The organism is Pseudomonas paraeruginosa PA7, from assembly GCF_000017205.1.
Taxonomy (GTDB): Bacteria; Pseudomonadota; Gammaproteobacteria; order Pseudomonadales; family Pseudomonadaceae; genus Pseudomonas; species Pseudomonas paraeruginosa.
On the sequence record NC_009656.1, the window covers coordinates 4,876,822 to 4,900,613 of the forward strand.

Below are 23,792 nucleotides of genomic sequence, written 5' to 3' on the forward strand. Positions count from 1 at the left end.
CCATGCTCCGCGCCGCCCTCGTCCTGCTCGCCCTGTCCTGCGCCAGCCTGCCATCGGCACTTGCCGAACCACTGCGTTTCGCCGGCGAAGACGGCTGCCCCTACCTGTGCCCGCACACGCCGCAGGAACCCGGCTACCTCGCCGAGGCGCTCGGTCTGGTACTGCCGGAACCGCCACGCTTCGACAGCCTGCCCTGGCCGCGCGCCGTGCAGATGGTCCGCGACGGGCATCGCGATGGCCTGGTCGGCGCCTACGGACTCGCCGGACTGCGGGTCGGCAGCGAACCCATCGGCTGGGTCGAGCTGGCCTTCTATACCCGCCGCGACAGCGACTGGCGCTACCACGGCGACGCTTCCCTGCTCGGTCAGCGCCTGGGCCTAGCCCAGGGCTACGCGAACAGCCCGCGCTTCATCGCCTGGCGTAACCAGGCCGGCGACGACGACCTGCACCTGCAGGTGCTCGGCGGCGAACGCGTGCTGCCGCGCAACCTGCAGAAACTGCTGCTCGGGCGCATCGACGTGCTGCTCGAGGACCGGCACATCATCGAACACTACCTGTATCTTCACCCGCAGCTCGCCGGGCGGATCCGCCGCGCCGGCGAGCTGCCCGGTCGGCAGCCGCTGCATGTGGGACTCAGTCCGCACCTGCCGGCGGTCGACGAGCGTCTCGCGGAACTCGACGAGGGCCTGCGCCAGCTGCGCCGCGATGGCACGCTGAAGACCCTCGGCGAACGCTATAGGCTTTCTTTCGACTGAGTTTTCGGCGACGCCGGAAACCGCCGCCAGGCCAGCAACCACGCCGCTTCCAGTCCATTGAATAAATCCCGGCGCGCCTTCCGGGGCATCGTCTGTTATTCAATCACGACGGTCCCGGAAGGAGGCGCGTCAGGAGCACCCCTCTTCGCTACTCGCAGCTCCGGGCGTCCACTGTCTTCGTTTGCTCCTGCGACAGCCTGCCGCCCAGCGAACGAGCGGAAGTCCCATCCCCCTTCGTCGACTATCTCGATGCCGAGTTGCGCTATTCACAGGCGCACCTCCGGCAGCACCACCCGGCTGGGTTTCGATCCGTTGCCCCAGGGCAACGGCCGCATGCTGTCGTTCATCGACGCGCGGCTCATATTCATCCAGCCGCACATCCCCATCGACTACCTGCCCGGTGGCCTGGTGCAATGCCCGGAAGCGAAGGACCGCTGCATCGGCTGCGCCTTCGGCTTCGGCAAGACCGACACCCAGCGGGTCGCAGCTTCTGGTCGGACCTGTTCGACTTCCGCGAGAAACGGGAATTGCAGGGCCGCTCGTTCAAGACGGTGTTCGTCTTCGTCAACGACGCGCTGGTGCGCAAGCTCAGCAACGGCGAAGCGAACATCCATCGCCTGGCAGACAGGAAGAACCCGCTGGGTCCGCTGCAGGGCGCGGGCGAGAGCTTCTCCGACAAGCCCAGGTGATACCGCGCACATCGGGCAGGGTGAATCGTCGCCGCACGGTTGGGCGACGATCGTCCCTCGGCTACAATTCGGCCCCCTGAAAAGCCGTGATGCCCGAGGTCACCCGCGTGAGCGAGTCCGATCGCCTGTTCGCCCAGCCCCAGCAACGTGTCGCCGACTTCGTGTTCAACGAAGACGTGGTGCGCGTGTTCCCCGACATGATCAAGCGCTCCGTGCCGGGCTACCCCACCATCGTCGAGAACATCGGCGTGCTCGGCGCGCAGTTCGCCCGGCCGCACAGCGTGCTCTACGACCTCGGCTGCTCGCTCGGCGCGGTCACCCAGTCGCTGCGCCGCCACGTGCGCAGCGACGGCTGCCGGGTGATCGGCGTGGACAACTCGCATGCGATGATCGAGCGCTGCGGCGAGTACCTGCACGCGCAGGACGCCATGTACCAGGAACTGCTGCCGGTCGAGCTGATCGAGGCCGACATTCTCGCCCTGGAGTTGCAACCCACCTCCCTGGTGGCGATGAACTTCACCCTGCAGTTCGTCGCCCCGGACCAGCGTCTCGGTCTGTTGCGCAACATCCGCCGGGCGCTGCTGCCCGGCGGCGCGCTGATCCTTTCGGAGAAACTACGCTTCGCCGATGCGCAGGAGCACGCCCTGCTCACCGACCTGCACATCGCCTTCAAGCGCGCCAACGGCTACAGCGAGCTGGAGATCGCGCAGAAGCGCAGCGCCCTGGAGAACGTGATGCTACCCGACACCTTCGAGGAGCATCGCGAACGGCTCCTGGCCGCCGGTTTCAGCCGCGTCAGCCAGTGGTTCCAGTGTCTCAACTTCGCCTCGATGATCGCCCTGCCATGATCCAGCACCTCGCTCTCGACGCCCTCCAGCGCCACCTCGCCGGCTCGCCGCTGTACGCCTGGGCGACCAGCCTGCCGGCGCAGATCGCCGCGCGCATCGAGGAAGGCCACGGCGACCTCGCCCGCTGGTGGAGCGCGGTGCAGCGCCTGCCCCAAGTGCAGGCGCCGACGGTCGAGCTGGCCGGGCGTTTCGCCCTGCACAGCGAGCGGGACGCAGCCCTGCAACCCCAGGTGAAGGAGGCGCTGCAGGGACTGATTCCGTGGCGCAAGGGGCCGTTCGATTTCTTCGGCGTGCAGGTCGACACCGAGTGGCGCTCCGACTGGAAATGGAGCCGCGTCTCGCCGCACGTCGATCTGCGCGGCAAACGCATCCTCGACGTCGGCTGCGGCAATGGCTACTACCAGTGGCGCATGCTCGGCGCCGGCGCGGAAAGCGTGATCGGCATCGATCCGAACTGGCTGTTCCTCTGCCAGTTCCTCGCCGCCAAGCGCTACCTGGCGGACCTGCCGGCCTGGCACCTGCCGTTGGCCCTGGAAGACCTGCCGGAGAAGCTCGAAGGCTTCGACACGCTGTTCTCCATGGGCGTGCTCTATCACCGACGCTCGCCCATCGACCACCTGCTGGCGCTCAAGGACTGCCTCAAGCGCGGCGGCGAGCTGGTCCTGGAGACCCTGGTGGTGGAAGGCGACGCCAGCACCGTGCTGGTGCCCGAGGACCGCTACGCGCAGATGCGCAACGTCTGGTTCCTGCCCTCGGTGGCGGCCCTGGAACTCTGGCTGCGCCGCGCCGGATTCGCCGACGCGCGCTGCGTCGACGTCAGCCTGACCAGTGTCGAGGAACAACGCGCCACCGAATGGATGCGTTTCCAGTCGCTGCCGGAATTCCTCGATCCGCAGGACCGTTCGCGAACCGTCGAAGGCCTGCCCGCGCCGATGCGCGCCACGCTGGTGGCGCGCAAGCCCTGACGGCGGATATGAAAAAGCCCATCCGCGGATGGGCTTTTTCATGGGCTCTGTCCCGTCCTGAACAAGGTTTACAGGAAGCGGGGCGCAATGGCCTCAGCGCTTGGCCGCCGCGGCCAGCATCAGGGCCTTCATCTCGGCCACCGCCTGCCTGAAGCCGACGAACAGGGCATGGGCGACGATGGCATGGCCGATGTTCAGCTCGTTGATGCCCTCGATCGCCGCGACCGGCTCGACATTGTGGTAGTGCAGGCCGTGCCCGGCGTTGACGATCAGGCCGAGGGAGCGCCCGAGGGCCACGCCCTCGCGTACCCGCTGCAGTTCTCGGGCCTGCTCCCCGGGATTTTCGGCATCGGCGTAGCGACCGGTATGCAGTTCGATAGCCGGCGCGCCGACCCGCGCGGAGGCTTCGATCTGCCGCGGATCGGGATCGATGAACAGCGACACTTCGCTGCCCACCGCAGCCAGGCGGCGCACCGCGTCGCGGATCCGCTGTTCCTGGCCGGCGACGTCGAGGCCGCCCTCGGTGGTCAGTTCCTCGCGGCGCTCGGGCACCAGGCAGCTGTGCGCGGGACGGATCTCCTCGGCGAAGGCGAGCATTTCCTCGGTGACGCCCATCTCGAAGTTCATCCGCGTCTGCAGCACTTCCTTGAGCATCCGCACGTCGCGTTCCTGGATATGCCGGCGGTCCTCGCGCAGGTGCACGGTGATACCGTCGGCGCCGGCTTCCTCGGCGTCCAGGGCGGCCTTCACCGGATCCGGATAGCGGGTACCGCGGGCCTGGCGCAGGGTGGCGACGTGATCGATGTTCACGCCGAGCAGAATTCGAGTGGCTTCAGTCACGGGGTGACTCCTTACGGTTCATGAACAGCTCGCGGCTGACCAGCGGCCGGCCGCCCAGATGGGGAGCGAGCGCCTGGCGCATCAGGCGCTTGGCCGCCGCCAGGGCGCCCGGGGCGCTCCAGTCGGCGTCGGCCATGGATAACAGTTCGACGCCCTGGAACAGGCCGGGCTGCAACTGCGTCACCGGTTCCAGGCCGGCTTCGGGCAGCAACTGGTACAGCGCCTGCGGTTCGATCGGGCGTCCGTGGATGTCGACGTCGAGAGCGAAACCATAGCCCAGTTGCTCCAGCAGGCGCCATTCGAACGCGCGCAACAGCGGCTCGAGCGGCCGCCCCGCCGCCAGCAGCGGCAGGGTCGCGGCGTAGTGGGCGAAGATCTCCGGTTGCGGGTCTTCCGCCGGCAACAGGCGGATCAGCAGTTCGTTGAGGTAGAGACCGCTGAACAGCGCCTGGCCACTGAGCAGGTTGGGAATGCCGGCGCTTTCCAGGCGAGCGACGGTCTTCAGTTCGCCACGCCCGCGCCACTCCGCTTCCAGCGGCACGAATGGCCGCGCCAGTGCGCCAGCCTTGCCGCGGGCACCGCGCAGGACCGCGCGCAGGCGGCCCTGCGCGGTGAAGAAATCCACCAGGGCGCTGGTTTCCTTGTACGGCCGGCTATGCAGCACGTAGGTGGCTTGGGCGGCGGCGAAGGTCATGGCGGCTCGACCGGGCGCGGGTGGGACGGCGCCTGGCGCCGTGCGCCAGGCGACCGGGAACGTCAGAGGTCGCCGTAGCCCAGCGAACGCAGGGCGCGCTCGTCGTCGGACCAGCCACCCTTGACCTTGACCCAGAGGTTGAGCATGACCTTGGAGTCGAATAGCACTTCCATGTCCTTGCGCGCATTCTGGCCGATGCTTTTGATCCGCTCGCCCTTGTCGCCGATGATGATCTTCTTCTGCCCCTCGCGCTCCACCAGGATCAGCGCATGGATATGCAGGATGCGACCCTCCTGCTTGAACTCCTCGATCTCCACGGTGATCTGGTAGGGCAGCTCGGCGCCCAACTGGCGCATGATCTTCTCGCGGACCAGCTCGGCGGCCAGGAAGCGGCTGCTGCGGTCGGTGATCTGGTCTTCGGGGAAGAAATGCTCGCTTTCCGGCAGGCGCTCGGCCACCAGTTTCTCCAGCACCTCCAGGTTGGTCCCGTTCTGCGCCGAGATCGGCACCACCTCGGCCTTCGGCAACTGCTGGGTGAGCCATTCGAGATGCGGCAGCAGGTCGGCCTTCTCCTCGATGCGGTCGGTCTTGTTCACCGCGATCAGCACCGGGCAACTGACGTACTGCACGCGCTCCAGGACCATCTGGTCCTCTTCGGTCCAGCGGCTGCGGTCGACCACGAAGATCACCACGTCGACATCCTTCAACGCCGCGCTGGCGGTACGGTTCATGTAGCGGTTGAGGGCCTTCTCGCCGCTCTTGTGCAGGCCGGGGGTATCGACGTAGACCGCCTGTACCTCGCCTTCGGTCTTGATCCCGAGCATGTTGTGGCGGGTGGTCTGCGGCTTGCGCGAGGTGATCGCCAGCTTCTGCCCGAGGATATGGTTGAGCAGGGTGGACTTGCCCACGTTGGGGCGGCCCACGATCGCCACGTAGCCGCAGCGGCTGCCGGCGGGGATGTCGTCGTGCATGTCAGTCATGGCCATTCTCCACGCCCAGGGCCACCAGCGCGGCGGCCGCGGCCACCTGCTCGGCGATGCGGCGGCTGCCGCCATGCCCGTGGGTCTTGTCGCTCAGCAGGGCCACTTCGCAATCGACGAAGAAGGTCCGGCAATGGGGTTCGCCCTGGATATCCACCACTTCGTAGCGCGGCAGGTCGCAGCCGCGCGACTGCAGGAACTCCTGCAGGCGGGTCTTGGGGTCCTTGTTGGTATCCACCGGGGTCAGCTCGCGCAACTGCGGCCCGAGCCAGGCGATGATCCGCTCGCGCGCGGAGTCCATGCCGGTGTCCAGGTAGATGGCGCCGATCAGGGCCTCCATCGCGTCGGCGAGGATCGACTCGCGGCGGAAACCGCCGCTCTTCAGCTCACCCGAGCCCAGGCGCAGGTAGTCGCCCACCTCGAAGCCGCGCGCCAGCAGGGCCAGGGTCTCGCCCTTGACCAGCCGTGCGCGCAGGCGCGAAAGCTGGCCTTCGCGGGCCTGCGGGAAGTGGTGGAACAGCGCCTCGCCGATGACGAAGTTGAGAATGGCGTCACCGAGGAACTCCAGGCGCTCGTTGTTGCGCCCGGCGTAGCTGCGATGGGTCAGGGCCAGGACCATCAGGTCCTGGTCTTTGAAGGTATAGCCGAGCTTGCGCTCGAGTCGGTCCAGCGGATTACTCACGGCATGCGTACACGGAATTCTTTGTCGAAGTGGACCACCAGGTCGATGTTGCTGATCAGTGGCTCGCGTTTTTCATATTTCAGGTGCGCCCGGAATTCGTTGTCTTCCAGTTGCACGTCCAGGGCCTTTTCCAGGTCCAGGTTGCGGATGCCGTTGATCTGCATCCCCTTGCCGACGTAGCTGTAGAACTCCGGTACGGAACGCACCTCGGCCGCCTTGTCGGTCTCCACGGAAGTGATCACCTTTTCCAGGGAGTAGTAGTCCAGGTAGTGCGGGATGATCTTGAACGCGGCGCTGGCGAAGAATGCCACCACGCCCAGCACCACCAGCCACCCCAGCAGGGACATCCCCTTCTGCGAACGCGCGAACCTCATGTCGGACCTCATGTCAGTGTAGTTATTCCGTCCTGCGACCGGTAACACCATCGGGCGGGCCCGGCGGCGGCGTTCGCGGAAGTGAAAGCGGGGCTGCCCTCGGGCGAGCAGCCCCGCTTCGCGATTATTCAGCAGGACCGCCCTTCCGCGTGGCGAACCTGCGCACAGGTCAGTGAATCACGCCGACCCGGGAGAAGTTCGGCAGGTTGCTCATCTTCGGATCGGGCCAGCTCATCCACACGGCGAAGGCCTTGCCGACGATATTGCGATCCGGGACCATGCCCAGCAGCTCCTTCGGGATCTTCGGATCGTTCCAGTAGCGGCTGTCGTTGGAGTTGTCGCGGTTGTCGCCCATCATGAAGTAGTGGCCGGCGGGAATGGTCCACTGGCGATCGGGCTCGATGCGGTAGCGGCTCATTTCCTTGCGGATCAGGTGCTCGGCCTGGCCCAGCTTCTCCTGGTACAGGGTCACGCTGCCGAGGGTGCCCGGCTCCTCGCCGACCAGTTTCTCAGCCACCAGCTCGCCGTTGACGTACAGGCGCTTTTCCCTGGTGTAGCGCACGGTATCGCCCGGCAGGCCGACCACCCGCTTGATGTAGTTGATGTTCGGTTCGCTGGGGTAGCGGAACACCATGACATCGCCGCGCTGCGGATCACCGATCGGGATCACCTTGGTGTCCAGCACCGGCAGGCGGATGCCATAGGCGAACTTGTTGACCAGGATGAAATCGCCGACCTCCAGGGTCGGTTTCATCGATCCCGAGGGAATCTGGAACGGTTCGACCAGGAAGGAGCGCAGCACCAGCACGATGAACAGGACCGGGAAGAACGACTTGCCGTACTCGACCAGCAGCGGTTCCTTGTTGAGCTTCTCCAGCACCGCCGGATCGGGCTCGTTCACCTGCCCTTCGTAGGACGAGATGGCGGCCCGCCGACGCGGCGCGAACAGCACCAGGTCGACCAGGGCCAGGGCGCCGCATACAGCCACGGCGATGACCAGCAACAACGGGAAATTGAGTGTCATGGGTTCTAGCTATCCACTTTGAGCACGGCGAGGAAGGCTTCCTGGGGAATCTCCACGCTACCGACCTGCTTCATCCTTTTCTTACCGGCCTTCTGCTTCTCCAACAGTTTACGCTTACGGCTCACGTCACCGCCGTAGCACTTGGCCAGCACGTTCTTCCTGAGCGCCTTGACCGTCGAACGGGCGATGATCTGCCCGCCGATGGCTGCCTGGATCGCCACGTCGAACATCTGCCGCGGGATCAGTTCCTTCATTTTCTCCACCAACTGGCGGCCCTTGTATGGCGCGTTGTCGCGGTGGACGATCAGGGCGAGGGCGTCGACCTTCTCGCCGTTGATCAGCACGTCGAGACGAACCAGGTTGGACGGTTCGAAGCGATCGAAGCTGTAGTCCAGGGAAGCATAGCCGCGGCTGGTGGACTTGAGGCGGTCGAAGAAGTCGAGCACCACCTCGTTCATCGGCAGGTCATAGATCACCTGCACCTGGCCGCTGAGGAAGTGCATGTCGCGCTGCACGCCGCGCTTCTCGATGCACAGGGTGATGACGTTGCCCAGGTGGTCCTTGGGCACCAGGATGGTGGCGCGGCAGATCGGCTCGCGCATTTCCTGGATCGAGGCCAGGTCCGGGAGCTTGGACGGGTTGTCGACGTAGATGATCTCGCCGTTCTTCTGCACGATCTCGAACACCACGGTCGGTGCGGTGGTGATCAGGTCCAGGTCGTATTCGCGCTCCAGGCGCTCCTGGATGATCTCCATGTGCAGCATGCCGAGGAACCCGCAACGGAAGCCGAAACCCAGGGCCTCGGAGCTTTCCGGCTCGTACTGCAGCGACGAGTCGTTGAGGGTCAGCTTCTGCAGGGCGTCGCGGAAGTCCTCGAAATCGTCCGAGCTGACCGGGAACAGGCCGGCGTAGACCTGCGGCTTGACCCGCTTGAAGCCCGGCAGGACCTCGACGTCAGGGGTGTTGTTGAGGGTCAGGGTGTCGCCCACCGGCGCGCCGTGGATGTCCTTGATGCCGGCGATGATGAAGCCCACCTCGCCGGCCTTGAGGTCGGCGGTCTCGGTGTGCTTCGGGGTGAAGACGCCGACGCTGTCCACCTGGTGGACCTTGCCGGTGGATTTCACCAGGATCTTGTCGCCCTTCTTCACCCGGCCGTTCTTCACCCGTACCAGCGAGACCACGCCAAGGTAGTTGTCGAACCAGGAGTCGATGATCAGCGCCTGCAGCGGCGCCTCGATCTCGCCTTCCGGCGCGGGAATGACGGTCACCAGGCGCTCCAGCACCTCGAGCACGCCCATGCCGCTCTTGGCGCTGCAGGCCACGGCGTCGGTGGCGTCGATACCGATGATGCTCTCGATTTCCTCCTTCACCCGCTCCGGCTCGGCCTGGGGCAGGTCCATCTTGTTCAGCACGGGCATCACTTCCAGGCCCTGCTCGATGGCGGTGTAGCAGTTGGCGACGGACTGCGCCTCGACGCCCTGGCCGGCGTCCACCACCAGCAAGGCGCCTTCGCAGGCGGCCAGCGAGCGGCTGACTTCGTAGGTGAAGTCGACGTGGCCGGGGGTGTCGATGAAGTTGAGCTGGTAGGTCTTGCCGTCCTGCGCCTTGTAGTGCAGGGTCACGCTGTGGGCCTTGATGGTGATCCCGCGCTCGCGCTCCAGGTCCATGGAATCCAGGACCTGGGCCTCCATTTCACGGTCGGACAGGCCGCCGCACATCTGGATGAAGCGATCGGCCAGCGTCGACTTGCCATGGTCGATATGGGCAATGATGGAGAAATTGCGGATATGGCTCAGGTCGCTCACGGCTCAACACACTCGAAAAGGGCAAGGGCGGCAATCCGCCGAAAAATAGCCGGGGAGTTTACCTGATGCTCGGGCAGGGCGTCACGCAGGTAACGGATTGACGGACATGAAAAAGGGCGGTGGAAACCGCCCTTTTTTCGTCAGCCGGCTTATTCGGCCAGCTTGAAGGTGATGAAGCTGGCACGTCCCTGGCGCAGAACCCGCATCGAAACCGAACGATTCTTCGGCAGCGCCTTGGCCACGTCGGCGAAGACCTTGGTCGAGGTCACCGCCTTGTTGTCCAGGTGGGTGATGACGTCGCCCGGACGCAGGCCGATGACCGCGGCGGGGCCGTCCTGGACTTCCTTGATTACCACGCCGCCCTGGATATCCAGGCTCTTGCGCTGCTCGGCGGTGAGGTCGGCGACGGTCACGCCGAGGCGGTTGCTGCTGCGCTCGGCACCCGGGGCGCCCATCGAGGCGATTTCCTCGTCGTCGTCCGGCAGGCTGCCGACCGCCATGCTCAGGGTCTTGCGCTGGCCGTTGCGGATCACCTCGAGGTTGATCTTGTCGCCCGGCTTCATGTTGCCCACCAGGTGCGGCAGGTCGGCGGACTCGTTGATCGACTGGCCGTTCAGGCTGAGGATCACGTCGCCCACCTGCAGGCCGCCCTTGGCTGCCGGGCCGTCTTCCACCAGTTGCGCCACCAGCGCGCCGGACGGCTTGTCGAGACCGAAGGACTCGGCGAGATCCTTGTTCACTTCCTGAATCACCACGCCCAGCCAGCCGCGGCTGACCTTGCCGGCTTTCTTCAGTTGGTCGGCGACATTCAGCGCGACATCGATCGGAATGGCGAAGGACAGGCCCATGAAGCCGCCGGAACGGGTGAAGATCTGCGAGTTGATGCCGACCACCTCGCCCTGCAGGTTCAGCAGCGGGCCGCCGGAGTTGCCCGGGTTGATCGCCACGTCGGTCTGGATGAAGGGAACGTAGCTCTCGTTCGGCAGGCTGCGGCCCTTGGCGCTGACGATACCGGCGGTGACCGAGTGGTCGAAGCCGAACGGCGAGCCGATGGCCAGCACCCACTCACCGACCTTCAGCTTGTTCGAATCGCCCAGCTTCAGGGTCGGCAGGTTCTTCGCCTCGATCTTCAGCACCGCCACGTCGCTGCGCGGGTCCGCCCCGATCAGCTTGGCCTTGTGCTCGCTACGGTCGGACAGGCGCACCAGGATCTCGTCGGCATCGGCCACCACGTGGTTGTTGGTGAGGATGTAGCCGTCGTTGGAAATGATGAAGCCGGAGCCCAGCGACTGCGCCTCGCGCTGCTGGCCGCGCGGATTGCGCGGAACCTGCGGGATGCTGCGCTCGAGGAAGTCGCGGAACATCGGTGGCAGGCCTTCGAGGTCCGGGATCGACAGCTGCCCGCGCGCCATGGCGCGATCCGGCAGCTTCTGCCGGGTACTGATATTCACCACCGCCGGCGACGCCTGTTCGACCAGAGGCGTGAAGTCCGGCAATTCTGCCCGGGCCGTCATCGCCAGGCTCAAGGCCAGCAAGGCCACCATCGCAGCCATACAGCGTTTTAGGGTATGCATCGACTACAGCTCCCGTGATGTTCGAGGGAAGAGAAGGACTCAGGCCGAATCGGACGGCCCGGAAATCAGCGCTCGCAAGACCACCGGCTGCGAGGCTGGATCATCGGCATGACGACGAGCATGCCGACGCACCAATAGCCAGGCCGCCAGCAAACCTGCCAGCCCGGACACGATGACCAGGGGTTCCACAAGACCTGCCCGGCTCGCCAGCAATGCTGCCACGAAAAACCCGAGCAGAGGGAAAAGATAGAAGAGGATGGAGGCGCGCAACAACAGGTCTTCGCGAATTCCTAGGATGACGCCGTCGCCGACCCGCAGGCTCAGGTCGCAGAGCGCGCGCACCCGGGCGCGCCCTTCGCCGACGCCAAGCCGCTGCAGCAGCCCCTGGCCACAGCCGGCGTTGACCGAACAGGATGAGCAGGTGCTGCGGCGCGCGGTTTCGACCCACACCGCTCCCGGCTCGGTCGCCACCACGCGCCCCTGCTCTTCGATCATTTCTGGGCGGCAGCCTCAGGACGGATGGACAGTGCCACCCGCTCGGCGGTACCCAGCGGTACTTCGCCGACCACGGTCACCATCTGGCCGCCATCGTCGGTCTGCAGGCGCTTGGACACCACCACGGTGGGGCCGAGCTGGCTGCGTGCGTCACCGACCATCGCGCCATGCAGGGGCTCGATGAATACCGAGAAACGCGCCAGGCCATCGTCGTAGGTCAGGCAGGCGACCGGGTCGGGAGTCACCGGGCTGCGCCGCATGAAACTGCGGGTCAGGGTGAAGCCCGGCGGCAGCCACTCGGAGCGCCAGGCGACGGCTTTTTCCGCCTCGCCCTTGACCGGGCCGACCGCCTGGCACTCGGCGCCAGCCTGCAACTGGTCGTCAGCCGGCGCGGCGCCGGTGTTCAACCGGGTGAACTGGAAACGCTCGAGCAACTGCCCTTTCTCGTTGAGCAACAGCGACTTCAGCGGCAGGCCGGTCTCGCGATCCAGGTGCAGCTCGAAGCCATAGCGATGCTGGTCGCGCGGACTTACCGCCAGGACCACAGCCGGGCGCCCGGCAACACGCGACTCGCCGACCAGGCGCAGGTCATACCAGGACGCCAGCTGAGAGGGATCGAACTTGCGCACCGGCCACAACTGGGCATCGGCCAGTTGGTCGGCAAGTCCGCCGCTGATGCACTGGGTGCGGCCGTCGACGCGAACCACCTCCTGGCGCGCACCGTCGAGCTGCAGCAGGCGTTCACGGACCGCACCATCGCCCTCGACGCGATGCCAGATCTCATGGGTCGAGAAGCTGCCATTGCGCTCGTAGACGAAGGTGCCCTGGAAACTGTTCTGGCGCTCGGCCTCGGCGAGGCGCTTCAGCCAGTCGGAAGCGTCGGCGGCCTGAATGGCGGGTACCGCCATCAGGCTGCCGAGCAGGAGCAACAGGGAGGTGGTGCGCATGTCTCTCCTCAGCGGTTTTCCAGGCTGGCTGCCCGAGCGTAGGGCAGCGCGCTCTCTGAACCACTGACGGCGGACTGTTGCACGTGCTGACGCAGGTAGATCGGCAGGCGCTGCTCGTGCCAGCGGGTGTCGCTGGACGAGGAGTTGGTGATCACCTGCGGCGCACCCTGCTCTTCGCTGTAGCCGGCCAGCACAGCCGGCCCCTTGACCTGCGGCAGGGCGATCTGCGGGGTTGCCCCCTGCTGCGCCATCTGCGGCAGTGCGTCGTTCTGGTTGTACAGGCGCACACCGGCCAGCACCGCCAGGGTGACCGACGCGGCGACCGCCAGACGACCTACCATGCGCCACGGTCCCTTCTCCGCTTTCGGCGGAGCGGCCTCGTCGGCCAGGGCAGCCGATACCGCCGCAGCGATATCCAGCTTCGGCAAGGTAGGCTCGCGGTGCATGACGGACCGCGCCAGCTGGTAACGCGACCAGGTGGAACGCAGCTCGGCATCCTCGCCGCAAGCTGCGAGCACCCGCCGCAACTCAAGTTCATCCGCCTCGTTATCCATCACAGCGGACAGAGTTTCCTGCAGGGCTTCACGACTCATAGCGATACCTCTCTTGGCATTTGCCGCTGTGTCAGGCTTCTCGCAACAAAGGCTGCAGAGCTTTGTCGATTGCTTCACGGGCGCGGAAGATCCGCGACCGAACCGTCCCCACCGGACACTGCATCACGGTGGCGATATCCTCGTAACTCAAACCTTCGAACTCGCGCAGGGTCAGGGCCGTACGCAAATCCTCGGGCAACTGCTGGATGGTCTGGTGCACGGTGGCCTCGATCTCATCCCGCAACATCGCCCGTTCCGGCGACTCGATGTCCTTCAGGGCATGATCGCCCTCGAAGAACTCCGCATCCTCTGCGGTCACATCGCTGTCCGGCGGCCGACGCCCGCGAGCGACCAGGTGGTTCTTCGCGGTGTTGATGGCGATCCGGTACAGCCAGGTATAGAAAGCACTATCGCCGCGGAAATTTCCGAGCGCCCGGTAGGCCTTGATGAAGGCCTCCTGCGCTACGTCCTGGGCTTCCTGGGCGTCATGCACGAAGCGCACGATCAATCCCAGTATCTTGTGCTGGTATTTCAGTACCAGCAGATCGAAAGCCCGCTTGTCTCCGCGCTGTACCCGTTCAACCAGTTGCTGATCCTGTTCCTGGGTTAGCATGAAAGCTCCTCTTCGAACCCGGAGGAGCTTCGAGCGTCCCAGCGAATCGTCTTGCCAAGATAGACTCGGGCTTCTTGCAAAAGTTCTCCCCTCCAAGCATGCGCCACGAGATTTTTCCTCGCTCGTGACGTGCGGCCCCGGACATCGTGTCCGGACCCCGCGAAAATGGATTGCATCGGGCTCAGGGCCCGGCCTCTGCGCCGCTGGGTAGGCCAACCGGACGAGGTCTTCAGGCATCCTGCTTTGGAACCGATGCGTCTAAGAAAGTTCCAGCACTACATCGCCCCGCTCTGATGAAGCCTGCCGCTGGCAGGCCCGCAACTCATCCGCCGGACCGGCGGCGGGGTGCGCTATTGTGCCGCCAGGCCCTTCTATATACTAGGGCTCCACCATGGGGAAATGCGGGCATGAGCCAACATTATCAACACGATGTACTGGTCATCGGCAGCGGCGCCGCCGGCCTGAGCCTGGCCCTTACCCTCCCGGAACACCTGCGCATCGCCGTCCTCAGCAAGGGCGAACTGTCGCAGGGCTCGACCTATTGGGCCCAGGGCGGCGTGGCCGCCGTGCTGGACGATACCGACACCGTGGAATCCCACGTCGAGGACACCCTGGTCGCCGGCGGCGGCCTGTGCCGCGAGGATGCGGTGCGCTTCACCGTTGAGCATAGCCGCGAAGCGATCCAGTGGCTGATCGAGCAGGGCGTGCCGTTCACCCGAGACGAACAGGGCAACCACGAGGAAGGCAGCTTCGAGTACCACCTGACCCGCGAAGGCGGGCACAGCCACCGGCGCATCATCCATGCCGCCGACGCCACTGGCGCGGCGATCTTCAACACCCTGCTGGCTCGCGCCCGCCAGCGCCCGAACATCGAGTTGCTGTCGCAACGAGTGGCGGTCGACCTGATCACCGAACGCAAGCTCGGCCTGCCGAGCAAGCGCTGCCTGGGCGCCTACGTGCTGAACCGGGAAAGCGGCGAAGTGGACACCTTCCGCGCCCGTTTCACCGTGCTGGCCTCCGGCGGCGCGAGCAAGGTCTACCTCTACACCAGCAACCCCGACGGCAATTCCGGCGACGGCATCGCCATGGCCTGGCGCGCCGGCTGCCGGGTCGGCAACCTGGAGTTCAACCAGTTCCACCCGACCTGCCTGTACCACCCGCAGGCCAAGAGTTTCCTGATCACCGAGGCATTGCGCGGCGAAGGCGCCCTGCTGCGCCTGCCCAACGGCGAGCGCTTCATGCCGCGCTTCGACCCGCGTGGCGAACTGGCGCCCCGGGACATAGTGGCCCGCGCCATCGACCACGAGATGAAGCGCCTGGGGATCGACTGCGTCTACCTGGACATCAGCCACAAGCCGGCCGAGTTCATCAAGGCGCACTTCCCCACCGTCCACGAGCGCTGCCTGGACTTCGGCATCGACATCACCCGGCAACCGATCCCGGTGGTGCCGGCCGCGCACTACACCTGCGGCGGCGTGCTCGTCGACCAGCACGGGCATACCGACGTGCCGGGCCTCTACGCCATCGGCGAGACCACCTTCACCGGCCTGCACGGCGCCAACCGCATGGCCAGCAATTCGCTGCTGGAATGCTTCGTCTATGCCCGCTCGGCCGCCGCCGACATGCTCCAGCGCCTGCCCGGCACGCCGCTGCCGGAAAGCCTGCCGAGCTGGGACGCCAGCCAGGTCACCGACTCCGACGAGGACGTGATCATCGCGCACAACTGGGATGAGTTGCGGCGTTTCATGTGGGACTACGTCGGTATCGTGCGCACCAACAAGCGCCTGCAGCGCGCCCAGCACCGGGTGCGCCTGCTGCTCAGCGAGATCGACGAGTTCTACAGCAACTACAAGGTCAGCCGCGACCTGATCGAGTTGCGCAACCTGGCGCTGGTCGCCGAACTGATCATCCGCTCGGCCATGCAGCGCCGCGAAAGCCGGGGCCTGCACTACACGCTGGATTATCCGGACCTATTGCCCGAAGCCCGCGACACTATCCTGGTGCCGCCCATCTACGGCGACTGAAGCGCAAGCGGACGCGCAGGCGCCGATGGCTGTCGGCGCCCAGCGCGTCGGCCGGGATACAGCAGCCAAGGGTGCGCCAGCCGCCCGGCAGGCGCACGCGCAGTACGATCAGCCAGGGCAGCGCCAGGCTGTCCGGGCGCAACTGCACCGCCTGCCAGCCGCTACCGGCACTCCACAACTGCCAGCCGCGCTCGTCGTGGCGCAACCCGCGGAAAGCCTGCGGACCGCGCAGCAGTACCTGGCGCTGGAGCCCCCAGCCGCCATAGGCGAGACAGCCCGCGACGAGCGCCAGCTTCAGCCAGACCGGCAATGCCGCCAGGAAGATCGCCAGCAGCGCCAGCCCCCACAATGTCAGACAGGCCGCCAGCAGGGTCGGAGAGACCCGCCAGCGGCATTCGAACGGCTCAATCCGGCTGGACACGGTCCAGAATCATCCGCACCATCCGCCGCAGGTCGGCGTCTTCCGGTTCGCCGCGCTGCATGAACCAGCCGAACATGTCCTGGTCCTCGCACTCCAGCAGCTTGCGGAAGCGCGCCTGGTCCTCGGCATCCAGCCCCGGATAGACCTCCTGCACGAAGGGCACCAGCAGCACATCCAGTTCCAGCATGCCGCGACGGCTGTGCCAGTAGAGTCGTTTCAGTTCGGTTTCATCTGCCATGTCGGGCTCCTCGAAAACGCCCGGCATTATAGGGCGGTTGCGCTCGAATGGCGCGGCCCGATGACGAGGCACCGCCCCGCCGGCGTCCGCCCTTGGTCGTATTGCCCATCGCGCGGGGGCCACAGGCCGTCCCACGGACCACGCCCGCGGCCGTTTCGGAAGGGTCCGACAACTCGCCGGCAGGAACGGCGAACGCGCGACCCGCTGACAAGCCCCGGACCGAGTTCTATGATGACCACCCTGACTGACTGACCGCGCAGCATCGCAATGGCCGACTCCGCTTTCCATACCCCGCTTGTCCATGAAGGCATCCTCGCCGTCCGTGGCCCGGACGCCGCCAAGTTCCTCCAGGGGCAGCTGACCTGCAACCTGGCCTATCTGAACGACGAAACCTCCAGCCTCGGCGGTCGCTGCACCATCAAGGGCCGGCTGCTGTCGAGCTTCCGCATCCTGCTGCAAGGCGACGGCCTGCTGCTGGCGCTGGCCAGCGAACTGCTCGAGGCCCAACTGGCGGACCTGAAGAAGTACGCGGTGTTCTCCAAGGCCACCCTGGCCGACGAGAGCGCCGCCTGGGTCCGCGTCGGCCTGCGCGATGCCGGGGAGGCCCTGCGCGCGCTGGGCATCGAGGCGCCGGACGAAGCCGGCGGAATCGCCCGCCACGCCGACCTGCTCGCCGTCGCCCTGGGCGACGCCCGGGTCGAGTTGTGGATCCCTGCGGCACGCGCCGAGGCTGTGCTCGCCACGCTCCGCGAGCACAGCCGGGAGGCGCCGCTCGACGACTGGCTGCTCGGCCAGGTGCGCGCCGGCATCGGCCAGGTGTTCGGTGCCACCCGCGAGCTGTTCATCCCACAGATGATCAACCTGCAGGCGGTCGGCGGGGTCAGCTTCAAGAAAGGCTGCTACACCGGCCAGGAAATCGTCGCCCGCATGCAGTACCTGGGACGTCTCAAGCGTCGCCTGTACCGGTTGGCACTGGCCGGGGAAGACCCGCCGGAGCCCGCTACCGGGCTGTTCTCGCCGGTCCACGCCACCAGCGTCGGCGAAGTGGTGCTGGCCGCGCGCACGCCGGAAAACACCGTGGAGCTGCTCGCAGTGCTGCAGGACGACGCCGTCGCCGACGGCCAGATCACCCTCGGCAGCAGCGACGGAGCGCCGCTCGTCCTCCTCAATCTGCCTTACACGCTGGACAGCGACCGCGAAATCCAGCGCTGACCGTAGACTGTAGGTGCCGTCCGCGGACGGTCCGCCAGTATTCCCATGGCCGGTGCACGCACAGCGTGCCCCGGCCATCGCGTTTTCAAAGGAAGTGCCATGAGCAAGCTTGCCGACAAAGTCCAACAGGACCTGATCCGCGCCATCGATCAGGATGAACTGGTGCTGCCGACCCTGCCCGAGGTGGCCCTGCAGGTCCGCGAGGCGGCCGAGGACCCGGATGTCAGCATCCAGGCCCTGAGCAGGGTGATCGGCAACGACGCGGCGCTGACCGCGCGCATCATCCGCGTGGTGAACAGCCCGCTGCTGCGCAGCCCCAAGGAAATCACCGACCTGCAGATGGCGATCAGCCGGCTGGGCATCAACTATACCTGCAACCTCGCCACCGGCCTGGCCATGGAGCAGATGTTCCAGGCCACCACCGACGTGGTCGACCGCAAGATGCGCGAGGTCTGGAACAAGAGCACCGAGATCGCCGGCATCTGCCACGTGCTGGCCCGTCACTACACGCGCCTGGCCCCGGACCAGGCGACCCTGGCCGGCCTGGTGCACCAGATCGGCGTACTGCCGATCCTCACCTACGCCGAGGACCACAACGAGCTGCTGTCCGACTCCATCAGCCTGAGCCACGTGATCGAGCGCATCCACCCGCTGATCGGCGAGCGCATCCTCAAGGCCTGGGACTTCCCCGCGCCGATCGCCGAAGTGCCGCGCCAGCACCTGGACTTCAGCCGCGATTCGCCGCGCGCCGACTACACCGACCTGGTCCAGGTCGCCACCCTGCAGAGCTACCTGGGCAGCGAACATCCCTACACCCGCCTGGACTGGAGCCAGATCCCGGCGTTCGCCAAGCTCGGCCTCGAACCGACCGTCGACATGAAGGAAGACGAGGATCTTTCCAGCGCCCTGGAAGCCGCCACCAGCATGCTCCAGTAAGGCGCCCTACTCCGCCGGGAAACGCACCCGCACCAGCAGGCCACCCAGTCCGCCCTGGTCGAGCTGGATCTGCGCGCGGTGCGCCCGGCAGACTTCGCCGACGATCGCCAGCCCCAGGCCGCTACCGGGACTGTCGCCACGCCGGTAGAAGCGCTCGAAGACCCGCTCGCGATCGGCCTCGGGAATCCCCGGACCGTCATCCTCCACTTCCAGCACGCCTTCCCCCAGTACCCTGAGGATCACATTGCCACCCTGCGGGGTATGCGCCAGCGCGTTGTCCAGCAGGTTGCTGAGCAGTTCGTTGAGCAATGTCGGCTCGCCCTGGATCCACACCGATCCGGCGCTTTCCAGGGCCAGCGTGGCACCGCGCGCGTAGGCCAGCGGCGCCAGCGCCATGCCCAGTTCCCTGGCCAGGGCGGTCAGGTCGATGCATTCGGCGCCCCCCTCGGCGATGGCCTGGGCGCCGCTTTCGATGCGCGCCAGGGAGAGCAACTGGTTGGCCAGGTGGATCAGTCGGTCGGTGTTCTTCGCGGTGGTCTCCAGGGTCGAGCGCCAGGACCCGGGCTCGCGTTCGCGCAGGCCGAGTTCCAGACTCGCCTTCAGCGCCGCCAGCGGCGTGCGCAGTTCGTGGGCGGCATCGGCGATGAACTGCGACTGGCGCTCGAACAGGCCGCGCAGGCGCTGGGTGAAGTGGTTCAGCGACTCCACCAGCGGGCGCAGCTCACGCTGCACCTCGAGCATCGGCAGCGGGCGCAGGTCGTCCGGCTGGCGCTCCTCCACTTCGCGCCGTAGGCGGTCCAGCGGGCGCAACGCGGCGCTCACCGCCAGCCACACCAGCACCAGCGCGCCGACCCCGAGCAGGCCCAGGCGCAGCAGGGTATCGGTCATCAGGCTGCGTGCCATGCGCTCGCGGGCGCCCTCGGTCTCGGCCACGCGGATCTCCGCCATGCCGCTCATGCTCGGCTCGCTGACTGGCTGCAGCAGGCTCACCACGCGCACGTCGACGCCCTGGTAGACGCCGTCGTAGAACTTCGCCAGGGCCGGATAGTCGTCGGTGCGCAGGGCCTCGGCGGGCGCCGCCGGAAGATTCTCATAGCCGGAGATCATGCGCCCGTGGATGTCATTGACCTGGTAGAAGATCCGCCCGGCGCTGTCGTAGGCGAAGGTGTCCAGGGCCACGTAGGGCACATCGGCGCGCAGCGTGCCGTCCTTTTCGTAGAGGCCGTCGGCGATCGCTCGCGCCGAGGCCAGCAGAGTCCGGTCGTAGGCGGTGTCGGCCGCCTCGCGGCCGTTCCAGTAGGCGCTCAGGCTGCTCGCCAGCAGCACCAGCAACAGGAGCAGGGCCAGCCGCAGCAGCAGCCGCCCGCGCAGGCTGCCGGCATCAGTCACCCTGCGCCTCCAGCAGATAGCCGAGGCCTCGGAAGGTGACGATGCGTACGGCGCCGCCCTCCAGTTTCTTGCGCAGGCGGTGGACGTAGATCTCGATGGCATCGGCACTGGCCTCCTCGTCGAGACCGAAGACCTGGGCCGCCAGTTGCTCCTTGCTCATCACCCGCCCCGGGCGGGCGATCATCGCCTCCAGCACCGCCTGCTCCCGCGAGGTCAGGATCAGCGGCTGCTCGTCGAGGCTGAAACGCCGGGTGCCGAGGTCGTAGGCCAGGGCGCCGCAACGCTGTACCTGCTCGCCGCCGAGCATGCTGCGGCGCAGCAGGGCCTTGACCCGCGCCTCCAGCTCGGACAGTTCGAAAGGCTTGGCCAGGTAGTCGTCGGCGCCGAGATTGAGCCCGTGCACCCGGTCCTTCACCTCGCCGCGCGCGGTGAGCATCAGCACCGGCAGGGTCTTGCCGCGCCCGCGCAGGCGCGCCAGCACCTCGAAACCGTCCATCCGCGGCAGGCCGACGTCGAGGATCGCCAGGGCGTACTCCTCGCTGGCCAGGGCCAGGTCGGCGGCCACTCCGTCCTGCAGCAGGTCCACCGTCCAGCCGGCGCCCTTGAGCGCCTGGACCACGCTTTCGGCGAGTTGCGGATGGTCTTCCACCAGAAGGATGCGCATGGACGGTTCTCCACCACCGGATGAGGGCACAAGAGGCGAAGTGTACCGGGGAAAACCCTCCGGTAAATGGCTTCTCTGCCACCGGGGATTGCTGAAAGCCTGGCGAAAGCTTGGCGTCTTAGGATCAGTCGATGGACGGCGCAGATCGTCCGCCAAAACGCCTTGCAGCGTGGTGCTCGGCGTACAAGAACAAGAATCGGAGACCACTGCATGTCGACTTCCCTGCCGCAGGCCGCAAGGTCTGTACGTTCGTCCCGCAGCACCACCCTGACCACCACCGCCGTCGTGCTCGCCAGCATCGCGCCCCTGGGCAACGCCGCCGGCTTCCTCGAAGACAGCAAGGCCAGCCTGGAAACCCGCAACTTCTACATGAACCGCGACTTCCGCGACGGCCCCGGCCAGTCCAAGCGCGAGGAGTGGGCGCAAGGCTTCATCCTCAACCTGCAGTCCGGCTACACCCAGGGCACCGTCGGCTTCGGCCTCGACGCCATGGGCATGCTCGGCGTCAAGCTCGACTCCGGCCGCGGCCGCAGCGGTACCGGACTGCTGCCGAAGGATTCCGACGGCCGCGCGCCGGACACCTACTCGAAACTGGGCCTGACCGCCAAGGTCAAGGTCTCGCAGAGCGAGCTGAAGGTCGGCACGCTGATTCCGAAGCTGCCATCGGTACAACCGAACAACGGGCGGATCTTCCCGCAGATCTTCGAGGGCGCCCTGCTCACCTCGAAGGAAGTCAAGAACCTCGGCTTCACCGCCGGGCGCCTGGAGAAGACCAAGATCCGCGATTCGAGCGACTCCGAGGACCTCGCGCTGAACGACAAGAACGGCCGTTTCGCCGGGGTCAGCGCCGACCACTTCGACCTCGGCGGGCTGGACTACAAGCTCAGCGACAACCTCACCGCCAGCTACCACTACAGCAATCTGCAGGACGTCTACCGCCAGCATTTCGTCGGCCTGCTGCATACCTGGCCGATCGGCCCCGGCGAACTGACCAGCGACCTGCGCTTCGCCCGCAGCACCGATAGCGGCTCGGCCAAGGCCGGCGGCATCGACAACAAGTCGCTCAACGGCATGTTCACCTACAGCCTCGGCAACCACGCCGTCGGCGCGGCCTGGCAACGAATGAACGGCGACGACGCGTTCCCCTACCTGGAAGGTAGCAACCCGTACCTGGTCAACTTCGTCCAGGTCAACGACTTCGCCGGTCCCCGGGAGCGCTCCTGGCAACTGCGCTACGACTACGATTTCGTCGGCCTCGGCATTCCCGGCCTGACCTTCATGACCCGCTACATCAAGGGCGACAACATCGAGCTCGCCGGCCAGCGTGGCGAAGGCCGCGAGTGGGAACGCGACACCGAGCTGCAGTACGTGTTCCAGAGCGGCGCACTGAAGAACCTCGGAATCCGCTGGCGCAACGCGAGTTTCCGTTCCAACTTCACCCGCAACGTCGATGAGAACCGCCTGATCGTCAGCTATACCCTGCCGATCTGGTAAGCCAGAACAAGAACTCCCCAGGAGCTCCGATCATGATGAAACCGTCTTTTCGTCCCCTCGCCTCGCTTGCCGCCGGCCTGCTGCTGGCCGGCGTCGCCGTGGCCGAACCCAAGCGTCCCGAATGCATCGCCCCGGCCTCGCCCGGCGGTGGCTTCGACCTGACTTGCAAGCTGGCGCAGAGCGCCCTGGTCGAGGGCAAGCTGCTGAGCAAGCCGATGCGCGTCACTTACATGCCCGGCGGCGTCGGCGCGGTCGCCTATAACGCGGTGGTCGCCCAACGTCCGGGCGACGCCGGCACCATCACCGCCTTCTCCAGCGGCTCCCTGTTGAACCTGGCCCAGGGCAAGTTCGGCCGCTTCGACGAGAACGCGGTGAAATGGCTGGCCGCCATCGGCACCAGCTACGGCGCCATCGCCGTGCGCAACGACTCGCCCTACAAGAACCTCGACGACCTGGTGAAGGCGCTCAAGACCGACCCGAGCAAGGTGGTGATCGGTTCCGGCGGCACCGTCGGCAGCCAGGACTGGATGCAGACCGCGCTGATCGCCAAGGCCGCCGGGATCAACCCGCGCGACCTGCGCTACGTGGCCCTGGAGGGCGGCGGCGAGATCGCCACCGCGCTGCTCGGCGGGCACATCCAGGTCGGCAGTACCGACATTTCCGACTCCATGCCGCACATCCTCAGCGGCGACATGCGCCTGCTCGCTGTGTTCTCCGAGGAGCGCCTGCCGGAAGAGGCGATGGCCGGCATCCCCACCGCCAAGGAACAGGGCTACGACATCGTCTGGCCGGTGGTCCGCGGCTTCTACCTGGGGCCGAAGGTCAGCGACGAGGACTACGCCTGGTGGAAGAACGCCTTCGACCAGTTGCTGGCCTCCGAGGACTTCGCCCGGCTGCGCGATCAGCGCGAGCTGTTCCCCTTCGCCATGACCGGGGAGGAACTCGACGGCTACGTGAAGAAGCAGGTCCAGCAATACAAGCAACTGGCCAAGGATTTCGGCCTGATCCAGTAAGCCTGCCCGCGCGCGGCCGCACTCCGGCCGCGCCACGAGGATCGTTCCATGCCCCATTCAACGCTCTACCAGCGCCTGTTCGCCGGGCTCTGGCTGCTCGCCTGCGTCGGCCTGGCGATCGCCGGCTGGCAATACCAGGCGCCGTTTTCCTACGAACCGGTCGGGCCGCGCGCCTACCCGCTGCTCTGCCTGGCGCTGATGGGCGCCGGCCTGGCCTGGCTGATCGCGCGGCCGACGCCGATCCGCCACGCCGAAGACGAACAACCGCTGGGCGCCGCCGTGCTGCTCAAGGTGGTCGCCTGCATCGCCCTGCTGCTGGTATTCGCCGGCCTGTTCGAAACGCTCGGCTTCATTCTCAGCGCCGCCCTGGTCGGCTCCTGCATGGCCATTCTCTACGGCGCCCGGCCGCTGCCCGCGGTGATCACCGCGTGTCTGCTCGGCATCGGCCTGTACTGGCTGTTCGACCGAGCCCTGGACGTCCCGCTGCCGCTGGGCATCCTCGACTTCCTGCCGCTGTGAGGAC

Annotated in this window: 25 protein-coding genes and 1 pseudogene; 10 read left to right on the forward strand and 16 right to left on the reverse strand. The window is 66.5% G+C overall.

Translation table 11 applies throughout. From position 1 onward, the window contains the following. The first annotated feature begins 2 nt into the window (after positions 1 to 2). The 4 genes and pseudogenes from PSPA7_RS22555 (at position 3) to cmoB (ending at position 3,257) form a co-directional block, all read left to right on the forward strand. The gene (locus tag PSPA7_RS22555; RefSeq protein WP_012077029.1) at positions 3 to 755 is read left to right on the forward strand and encodes a substrate-binding periplasmic protein; all 753 of its coding nucleotides are present in this window, start codon (positions 3 to 5) and stop codon (positions 753 to 755) included. Positions 756 to 847: 92 nt separating this feature from the next. Beyond that, positions 848 to 1,444 (forward strand): annotated as a pseudogene (locus tag PSPA7_RS22560) (hypothetical protein). Between the two features lie 107 nt (positions 1,445 to 1,551). Continuing rightward, positions 1,552 to 2,292 carry a carboxy-S-adenosyl-L-methionine synthase CmoA gene (gene cmoA / locus PSPA7_RS22565; protein ID WP_058174584.1) on the forward strand — a complete coding sequence of 247 codons (741 nt, stop codon included), beginning with the start codon at positions 1,552 to 1,554 and terminating at the stop codon, positions 2,290 to 2,292. Continuing rightward, complete coding sequence (cmoB, locus tag PSPA7_RS22570; protein ID WP_003150227.1) at positions 2,289 to 3,257, forward strand: tRNA 5-methoxyuridine(34)/uridine 5-oxyacetic acid(34) synthase CmoB; 969 nt, start codon at positions 2,289 to 2,291, stop codon at positions 3,255 to 3,257. The genes cmoA and cmoB overlap by 4 nt, the downstream gene beginning before the upstream one ends. Positions 3,258 to 3,350: 93 nt before the next feature. Here cmoB and pdxJ read toward each other — a convergent pair whose 3' ends face one another. The 12 genes from pdxJ to rpoE form a co-directional block, all read right to left on the reverse strand. Then, positions 3,351 to 4,097 carry a pyridoxine 5'-phosphate synthase gene (gene pdxJ / locus PSPA7_RS22575; protein WP_003150225.1) on the reverse strand — a complete coding sequence of 249 codons (747 nt, stop codon included), beginning with the start codon at positions 4,095 to 4,097 and terminating at the stop codon, positions 3,351 to 3,353. Next, positions 4,090 to 4,791, reverse strand: coding sequence for a DNA repair protein RecO (gene recO, locus PSPA7_RS22580; protein WP_003150223.1), 702 nt, complete (start codon positions 4,789 to 4,791; stop codon positions 4,090 to 4,092). The genes pdxJ and recO overlap by 8 nt, the downstream gene beginning before the upstream one ends. Before the next feature lie 62 nt (positions 4,792 to 4,853). Continuing rightward, positions 4,854 to 5,771: a GTPase Era gene (gene era / locus PSPA7_RS22585; RefSeq protein ID WP_003150221.1), complete on the reverse strand. Its 918-nt coding sequence runs from the start codon at positions 5,769 to 5,771 to the stop codon at positions 4,854 to 4,856. Then, positions 5,764 to 6,453 carry a ribonuclease III gene (gene rnc / locus PSPA7_RS22590; protein ID WP_003150219.1) on the reverse strand — a complete coding sequence of 230 codons (690 nt, stop codon included), beginning with the start codon at positions 6,451 to 6,453 and terminating at the stop codon, positions 5,764 to 5,766. Before rnc ends, era begins: the two co-directional genes overlap by 8 nt. Next, positions 6,450 to 6,827, reverse strand: a complete 378-nt coding sequence (locus PSPA7_RS22595; RefSeq protein ID WP_003150217.1) for a DUF4845 domain-containing protein — start codon at positions 6,825 to 6,827, stop codon at positions 6,450 to 6,452. The genes rnc and PSPA7_RS22595 overlap by 4 nt, the downstream gene beginning before the upstream one ends. 169 nt (positions 6,828 to 6,996) lie before the next feature. Then, the gene (lepB, locus tag PSPA7_RS22600; RefSeq protein WP_003150215.1) at positions 6,997 to 7,851 is read right to left on the reverse strand and encodes a signal peptidase I; all 855 of its coding nucleotides are present in this window, start codon (positions 7,849 to 7,851) and stop codon (positions 6,997 to 6,999) included. Positions 7,852 to 7,856: 5 nt separating this feature from the next. Beyond that, the gene (gene lepA / locus PSPA7_RS22605) at positions 7,857 to 9,656 is read right to left on the reverse strand and encodes a translation elongation factor 4 (protein WP_012077032.1); all 1,800 of its coding nucleotides are present in this window, start codon (positions 9,654 to 9,656) and stop codon (positions 7,857 to 7,859) included. A gap of 149 nt (positions 9,657 to 9,805) precedes the next feature. After that, the gene (gene mucD / locus PSPA7_RS22610; RefSeq protein ID WP_012077033.1) at positions 9,806 to 11,230 is read right to left on the reverse strand and encodes a serine protease MucD; all 1,425 of its coding nucleotides are present in this window, start codon (positions 11,228 to 11,230) and stop codon (positions 9,806 to 9,808) included. Positions 11,231 to 11,269: 39 nt separating this feature from the next. Next, on the reverse strand, positions 11,270 to 11,725 hold the full coding sequence (locus PSPA7_RS22615) for a SoxR reducing system RseC family protein (protein WP_003150212.1): 456 nt from the start codon (positions 11,723 to 11,725) through the stop codon (positions 11,270 to 11,272). After that, positions 11,722 to 12,672, reverse strand: a complete 951-nt coding sequence (gene mucB / locus PSPA7_RS22620) for a sigma factor AlgU regulator MucB (RefSeq protein WP_012077034.1) — start codon at positions 12,670 to 12,672, stop codon at positions 11,722 to 11,724. Before mucB ends, PSPA7_RS22615 begins: the two co-directional genes overlap by 4 nt. 8 nt (positions 12,673 to 12,680) lie before the next feature. Then, the gene (gene mucA, locus PSPA7_RS22625; RefSeq protein ID WP_003150208.1) at positions 12,681 to 13,265 is read right to left on the reverse strand and encodes an anti-sigma factor MucA; all 585 of its coding nucleotides are present in this window, start codon (positions 13,263 to 13,265) and stop codon (positions 12,681 to 12,683) included. Positions 13,266 to 13,296: 31 nt separating this feature from the next. Next, entirely contained in the window at positions 13,297 to 13,878 is a 582-nt protein-coding gene (gene rpoE / locus PSPA7_RS22630; RefSeq protein WP_003085543.1) for an RNA polymerase sigma factor RpoE/AlgU, read from the reverse strand. Between the two features lie 407 nt (positions 13,879 to 14,285). Here rpoE and nadB point away from each other — a divergent pair, with 407 nt between their 5' ends. After that, positions 14,286 to 15,902, forward strand: a complete 1,617-nt coding sequence (gene nadB / locus PSPA7_RS22635) for an L-aspartate oxidase (RefSeq protein WP_012077035.1) — start codon at positions 14,286 to 14,288, stop codon at positions 15,900 to 15,902. Here nadB and PSPA7_RS22640 read toward each other — a convergent pair. Both PSPA7_RS22640 and PSPA7_RS22645 read right to left on the reverse strand, forming a co-directional pair. Then, complete coding sequence (locus PSPA7_RS22640) at positions 15,871 to 16,323, reverse strand: protein YgfX (RefSeq protein ID WP_003150206.1); 453 nt, start codon at positions 16,321 to 16,323, stop codon at positions 15,871 to 15,873. The genes nadB and PSPA7_RS22640 overlap by 32 nt on opposite strands. Then, positions 16,307 to 16,561: an FAD assembly factor SdhE gene (locus PSPA7_RS22645; RefSeq protein ID WP_003085532.1), complete on the reverse strand. Its 255-nt coding sequence runs from the start codon at positions 16,559 to 16,561 to the stop codon at positions 16,307 to 16,309. Before PSPA7_RS22645 ends, PSPA7_RS22640 begins: the two co-directional genes overlap by 17 nt. A gap of 267 nt (positions 16,562 to 16,828) precedes the next feature. Between PSPA7_RS22645 and ygfZ the strand changes: the two genes are divergently transcribed. Next, complete coding sequence (gene ygfZ / locus PSPA7_RS22650; protein ID WP_012077036.1) at positions 16,829 to 17,773, forward strand: CAF17-like 4Fe-4S cluster assembly/insertion protein YgfZ; 945 nt, start codon at positions 16,829 to 16,831, stop codon at positions 17,771 to 17,773. Between the two features lie 99 nt (positions 17,774 to 17,872). Next, positions 17,873 to 18,709: an HDOD domain-containing protein gene (locus tag PSPA7_RS22655; protein WP_012077037.1), complete on the forward strand. Its 837-nt coding sequence runs from the start codon at positions 17,873 to 17,875 to the stop codon at positions 18,707 to 18,709. A gap of 6 nt (positions 18,710 to 18,715) precedes the next feature. Here PSPA7_RS22655 and tctE read toward each other — a convergent pair whose 3' ends face one another. Continuing rightward, positions 18,716 to 20,098 (reverse strand): two-component system sensor histidine kinase TctE, encoded by a 1,383-nt coding sequence (tctE, locus tag PSPA7_RS22660; protein ID WP_012077038.1) that lies wholly within the window; start codon positions 20,096 to 20,098, stop codon positions 18,716 to 18,718. After that, entirely contained in the window at positions 20,091 to 20,762 is a 672-nt protein-coding gene (gene tctD / locus PSPA7_RS22665) for a two-component system response regulator TctD (RefSeq protein WP_012077039.1), read from the reverse strand. The genes tctE and tctD overlap by 8 nt, the downstream gene beginning before the upstream one ends. Before the next feature lie 210 nt (positions 20,763 to 20,972). On the opposite strand from tctD, the gene opdH reads away from it, so the two are divergent. From opdH to PSPA7_RS22680, 3 genes are read left to right on the forward strand one after another with little or no spacing between them, the layout of a single operon-like run. Further along, a complete protein-coding gene (gene opdH, locus PSPA7_RS22670) occupies positions 20,973 to 22,256 on the forward strand; it encodes a cis-aconitate porin OpdH (RefSeq protein WP_012077040.1) in 1,284 nt (427 codons plus the stop codon). 29 nt (positions 22,257 to 22,285) lie between these two features. Next, positions 22,286 to 23,269, forward strand: coding sequence for a Bug family tripartite tricarboxylate transporter substrate binding protein (locus tag PSPA7_RS22675; protein WP_079262202.1), 984 nt, complete (start codon positions 22,286 to 22,288; stop codon positions 23,267 to 23,269). A gap of 48 nt (positions 23,270 to 23,317) precedes the next feature. Further along, entirely contained in the window at positions 23,318 to 23,788 is a 471-nt protein-coding gene (locus PSPA7_RS22680) for a tripartite tricarboxylate transporter TctB family protein (RefSeq protein WP_012077042.1), read from the forward strand. The last annotated feature ends 4 nt before the right edge of the window (positions 23,789 to 23,792 follow it).

What these genes read in the sequence shown, in the direction of transcription:
- PSPA7_RS22555 (WP_012077029.1), top strand. Translation starts at nt 3, where the DNA reads ATGCTCCGCGCCGCCCTCGTCCTGCTCGCCCTGTCCTGCGCCAGCCTG.
- cmoB (WP_003150227.1), top strand. Translation starts at nt 2,289, where the DNA reads ATGATCCAGCACCTCGCTCTCGACGCCCTCCAGCGCCACCTCGCCGGC.
- recO (WP_003150223.1), bottom strand. Translation starts at nt 4,791, where the DNA reads ATGACCTTCGCCGCCGCCCAAGCCACCTACGTGCTGCATAGCCGGCCG.
- era (WP_003150221.1), bottom strand. Translation starts at nt 5,771, where the DNA reads ATGACTGACATGCACGACGACATCCCCGCCGGCAGCCGCTGCGGCTAC.
- PSPA7_RS22595 (WP_003150217.1), bottom strand. Translation starts at nt 6,827, where the DNA reads ATGAGGTTCGCGCGTTCGCAGAAGGGGATGTCCCTGCTGGGGTGGCTG.
- lepB (WP_003150215.1), bottom strand. Translation starts at nt 7,851, where the DNA reads ATGACACTCAATTTCCCGTTGTTGCTGGTCATCGCCGTGGCTGTATGC.
- mucD (WP_012077033.1), bottom strand. Translation starts at nt 11,230, where the DNA reads ATGCATACCCTAAAACGCTGTATGGCTGCGATGGTGGCCTTGCTGGCC.
- PSPA7_RS22615 (WP_003150212.1), bottom strand. Translation starts at nt 11,725, where the DNA reads ATGATCGAAGAGCAGGGGCGCGTGGTGGCGACCGAGCCGGGAGCGGTG.
- mucB (WP_012077034.1), bottom strand. Translation starts at nt 12,672, where the DNA reads ATGCGCACCACCTCCCTGTTGCTCCTGCTCGGCAGCCTGATGGCGGTA.
- mucA (WP_003150208.1), bottom strand. Translation starts at nt 13,265, where the DNA reads ATGAGTCGTGAAGCCCTGCAGGAAACTCTGTCCGCTGTGATGGATAAC.
- rpoE (WP_003085543.1), bottom strand. Translation starts at nt 13,878, where the DNA reads ATGCTAACCCAGGAACAGGATCAGCAACTGGTTGAACGGGTACAGCGC.
- nadB (WP_012077035.1), top strand. Translation starts at nt 14,286, where the DNA reads ATGAGCCAACATTATCAACACGATGTACTGGTCATCGGCAGCGGCGCC.
- PSPA7_RS22645 (WP_003085532.1), bottom strand. Translation starts at nt 16,561, where the DNA reads ATGGCAGATGAAACCGAACTGAAACGACTCTACTGGCACAGCCGTCGC.
- ygfZ (WP_012077036.1), top strand. Translation starts at nt 16,829, where the DNA reads ATGGCCGACTCCGCTTTCCATACCCCGCTTGTCCATGAAGGCATCCTC.
- PSPA7_RS22655 (WP_012077037.1), top strand. Translation starts at nt 17,873, where the DNA reads ATGAGCAAGCTTGCCGACAAAGTCCAACAGGACCTGATCCGCGCCATC.
- tctD (WP_012077039.1), bottom strand. Translation starts at nt 20,762, where the DNA reads ATGCGCATCCTTCTGGTGGAAGACCATCCGCAACTCGCCGAAAGCGTG.
- opdH (WP_012077040.1), top strand. Translation starts at nt 20,973, where the DNA reads ATGTCGACTTCCCTGCCGCAGGCCGCAAGGTCTGTACGTTCGTCCCGC.
- PSPA7_RS22680 (WP_012077042.1), top strand. Translation starts at nt 23,318, where the DNA reads ATGCCCCATTCAACGCTCTACCAGCGCCTGTTCGCCGGGCTCTGGCTG.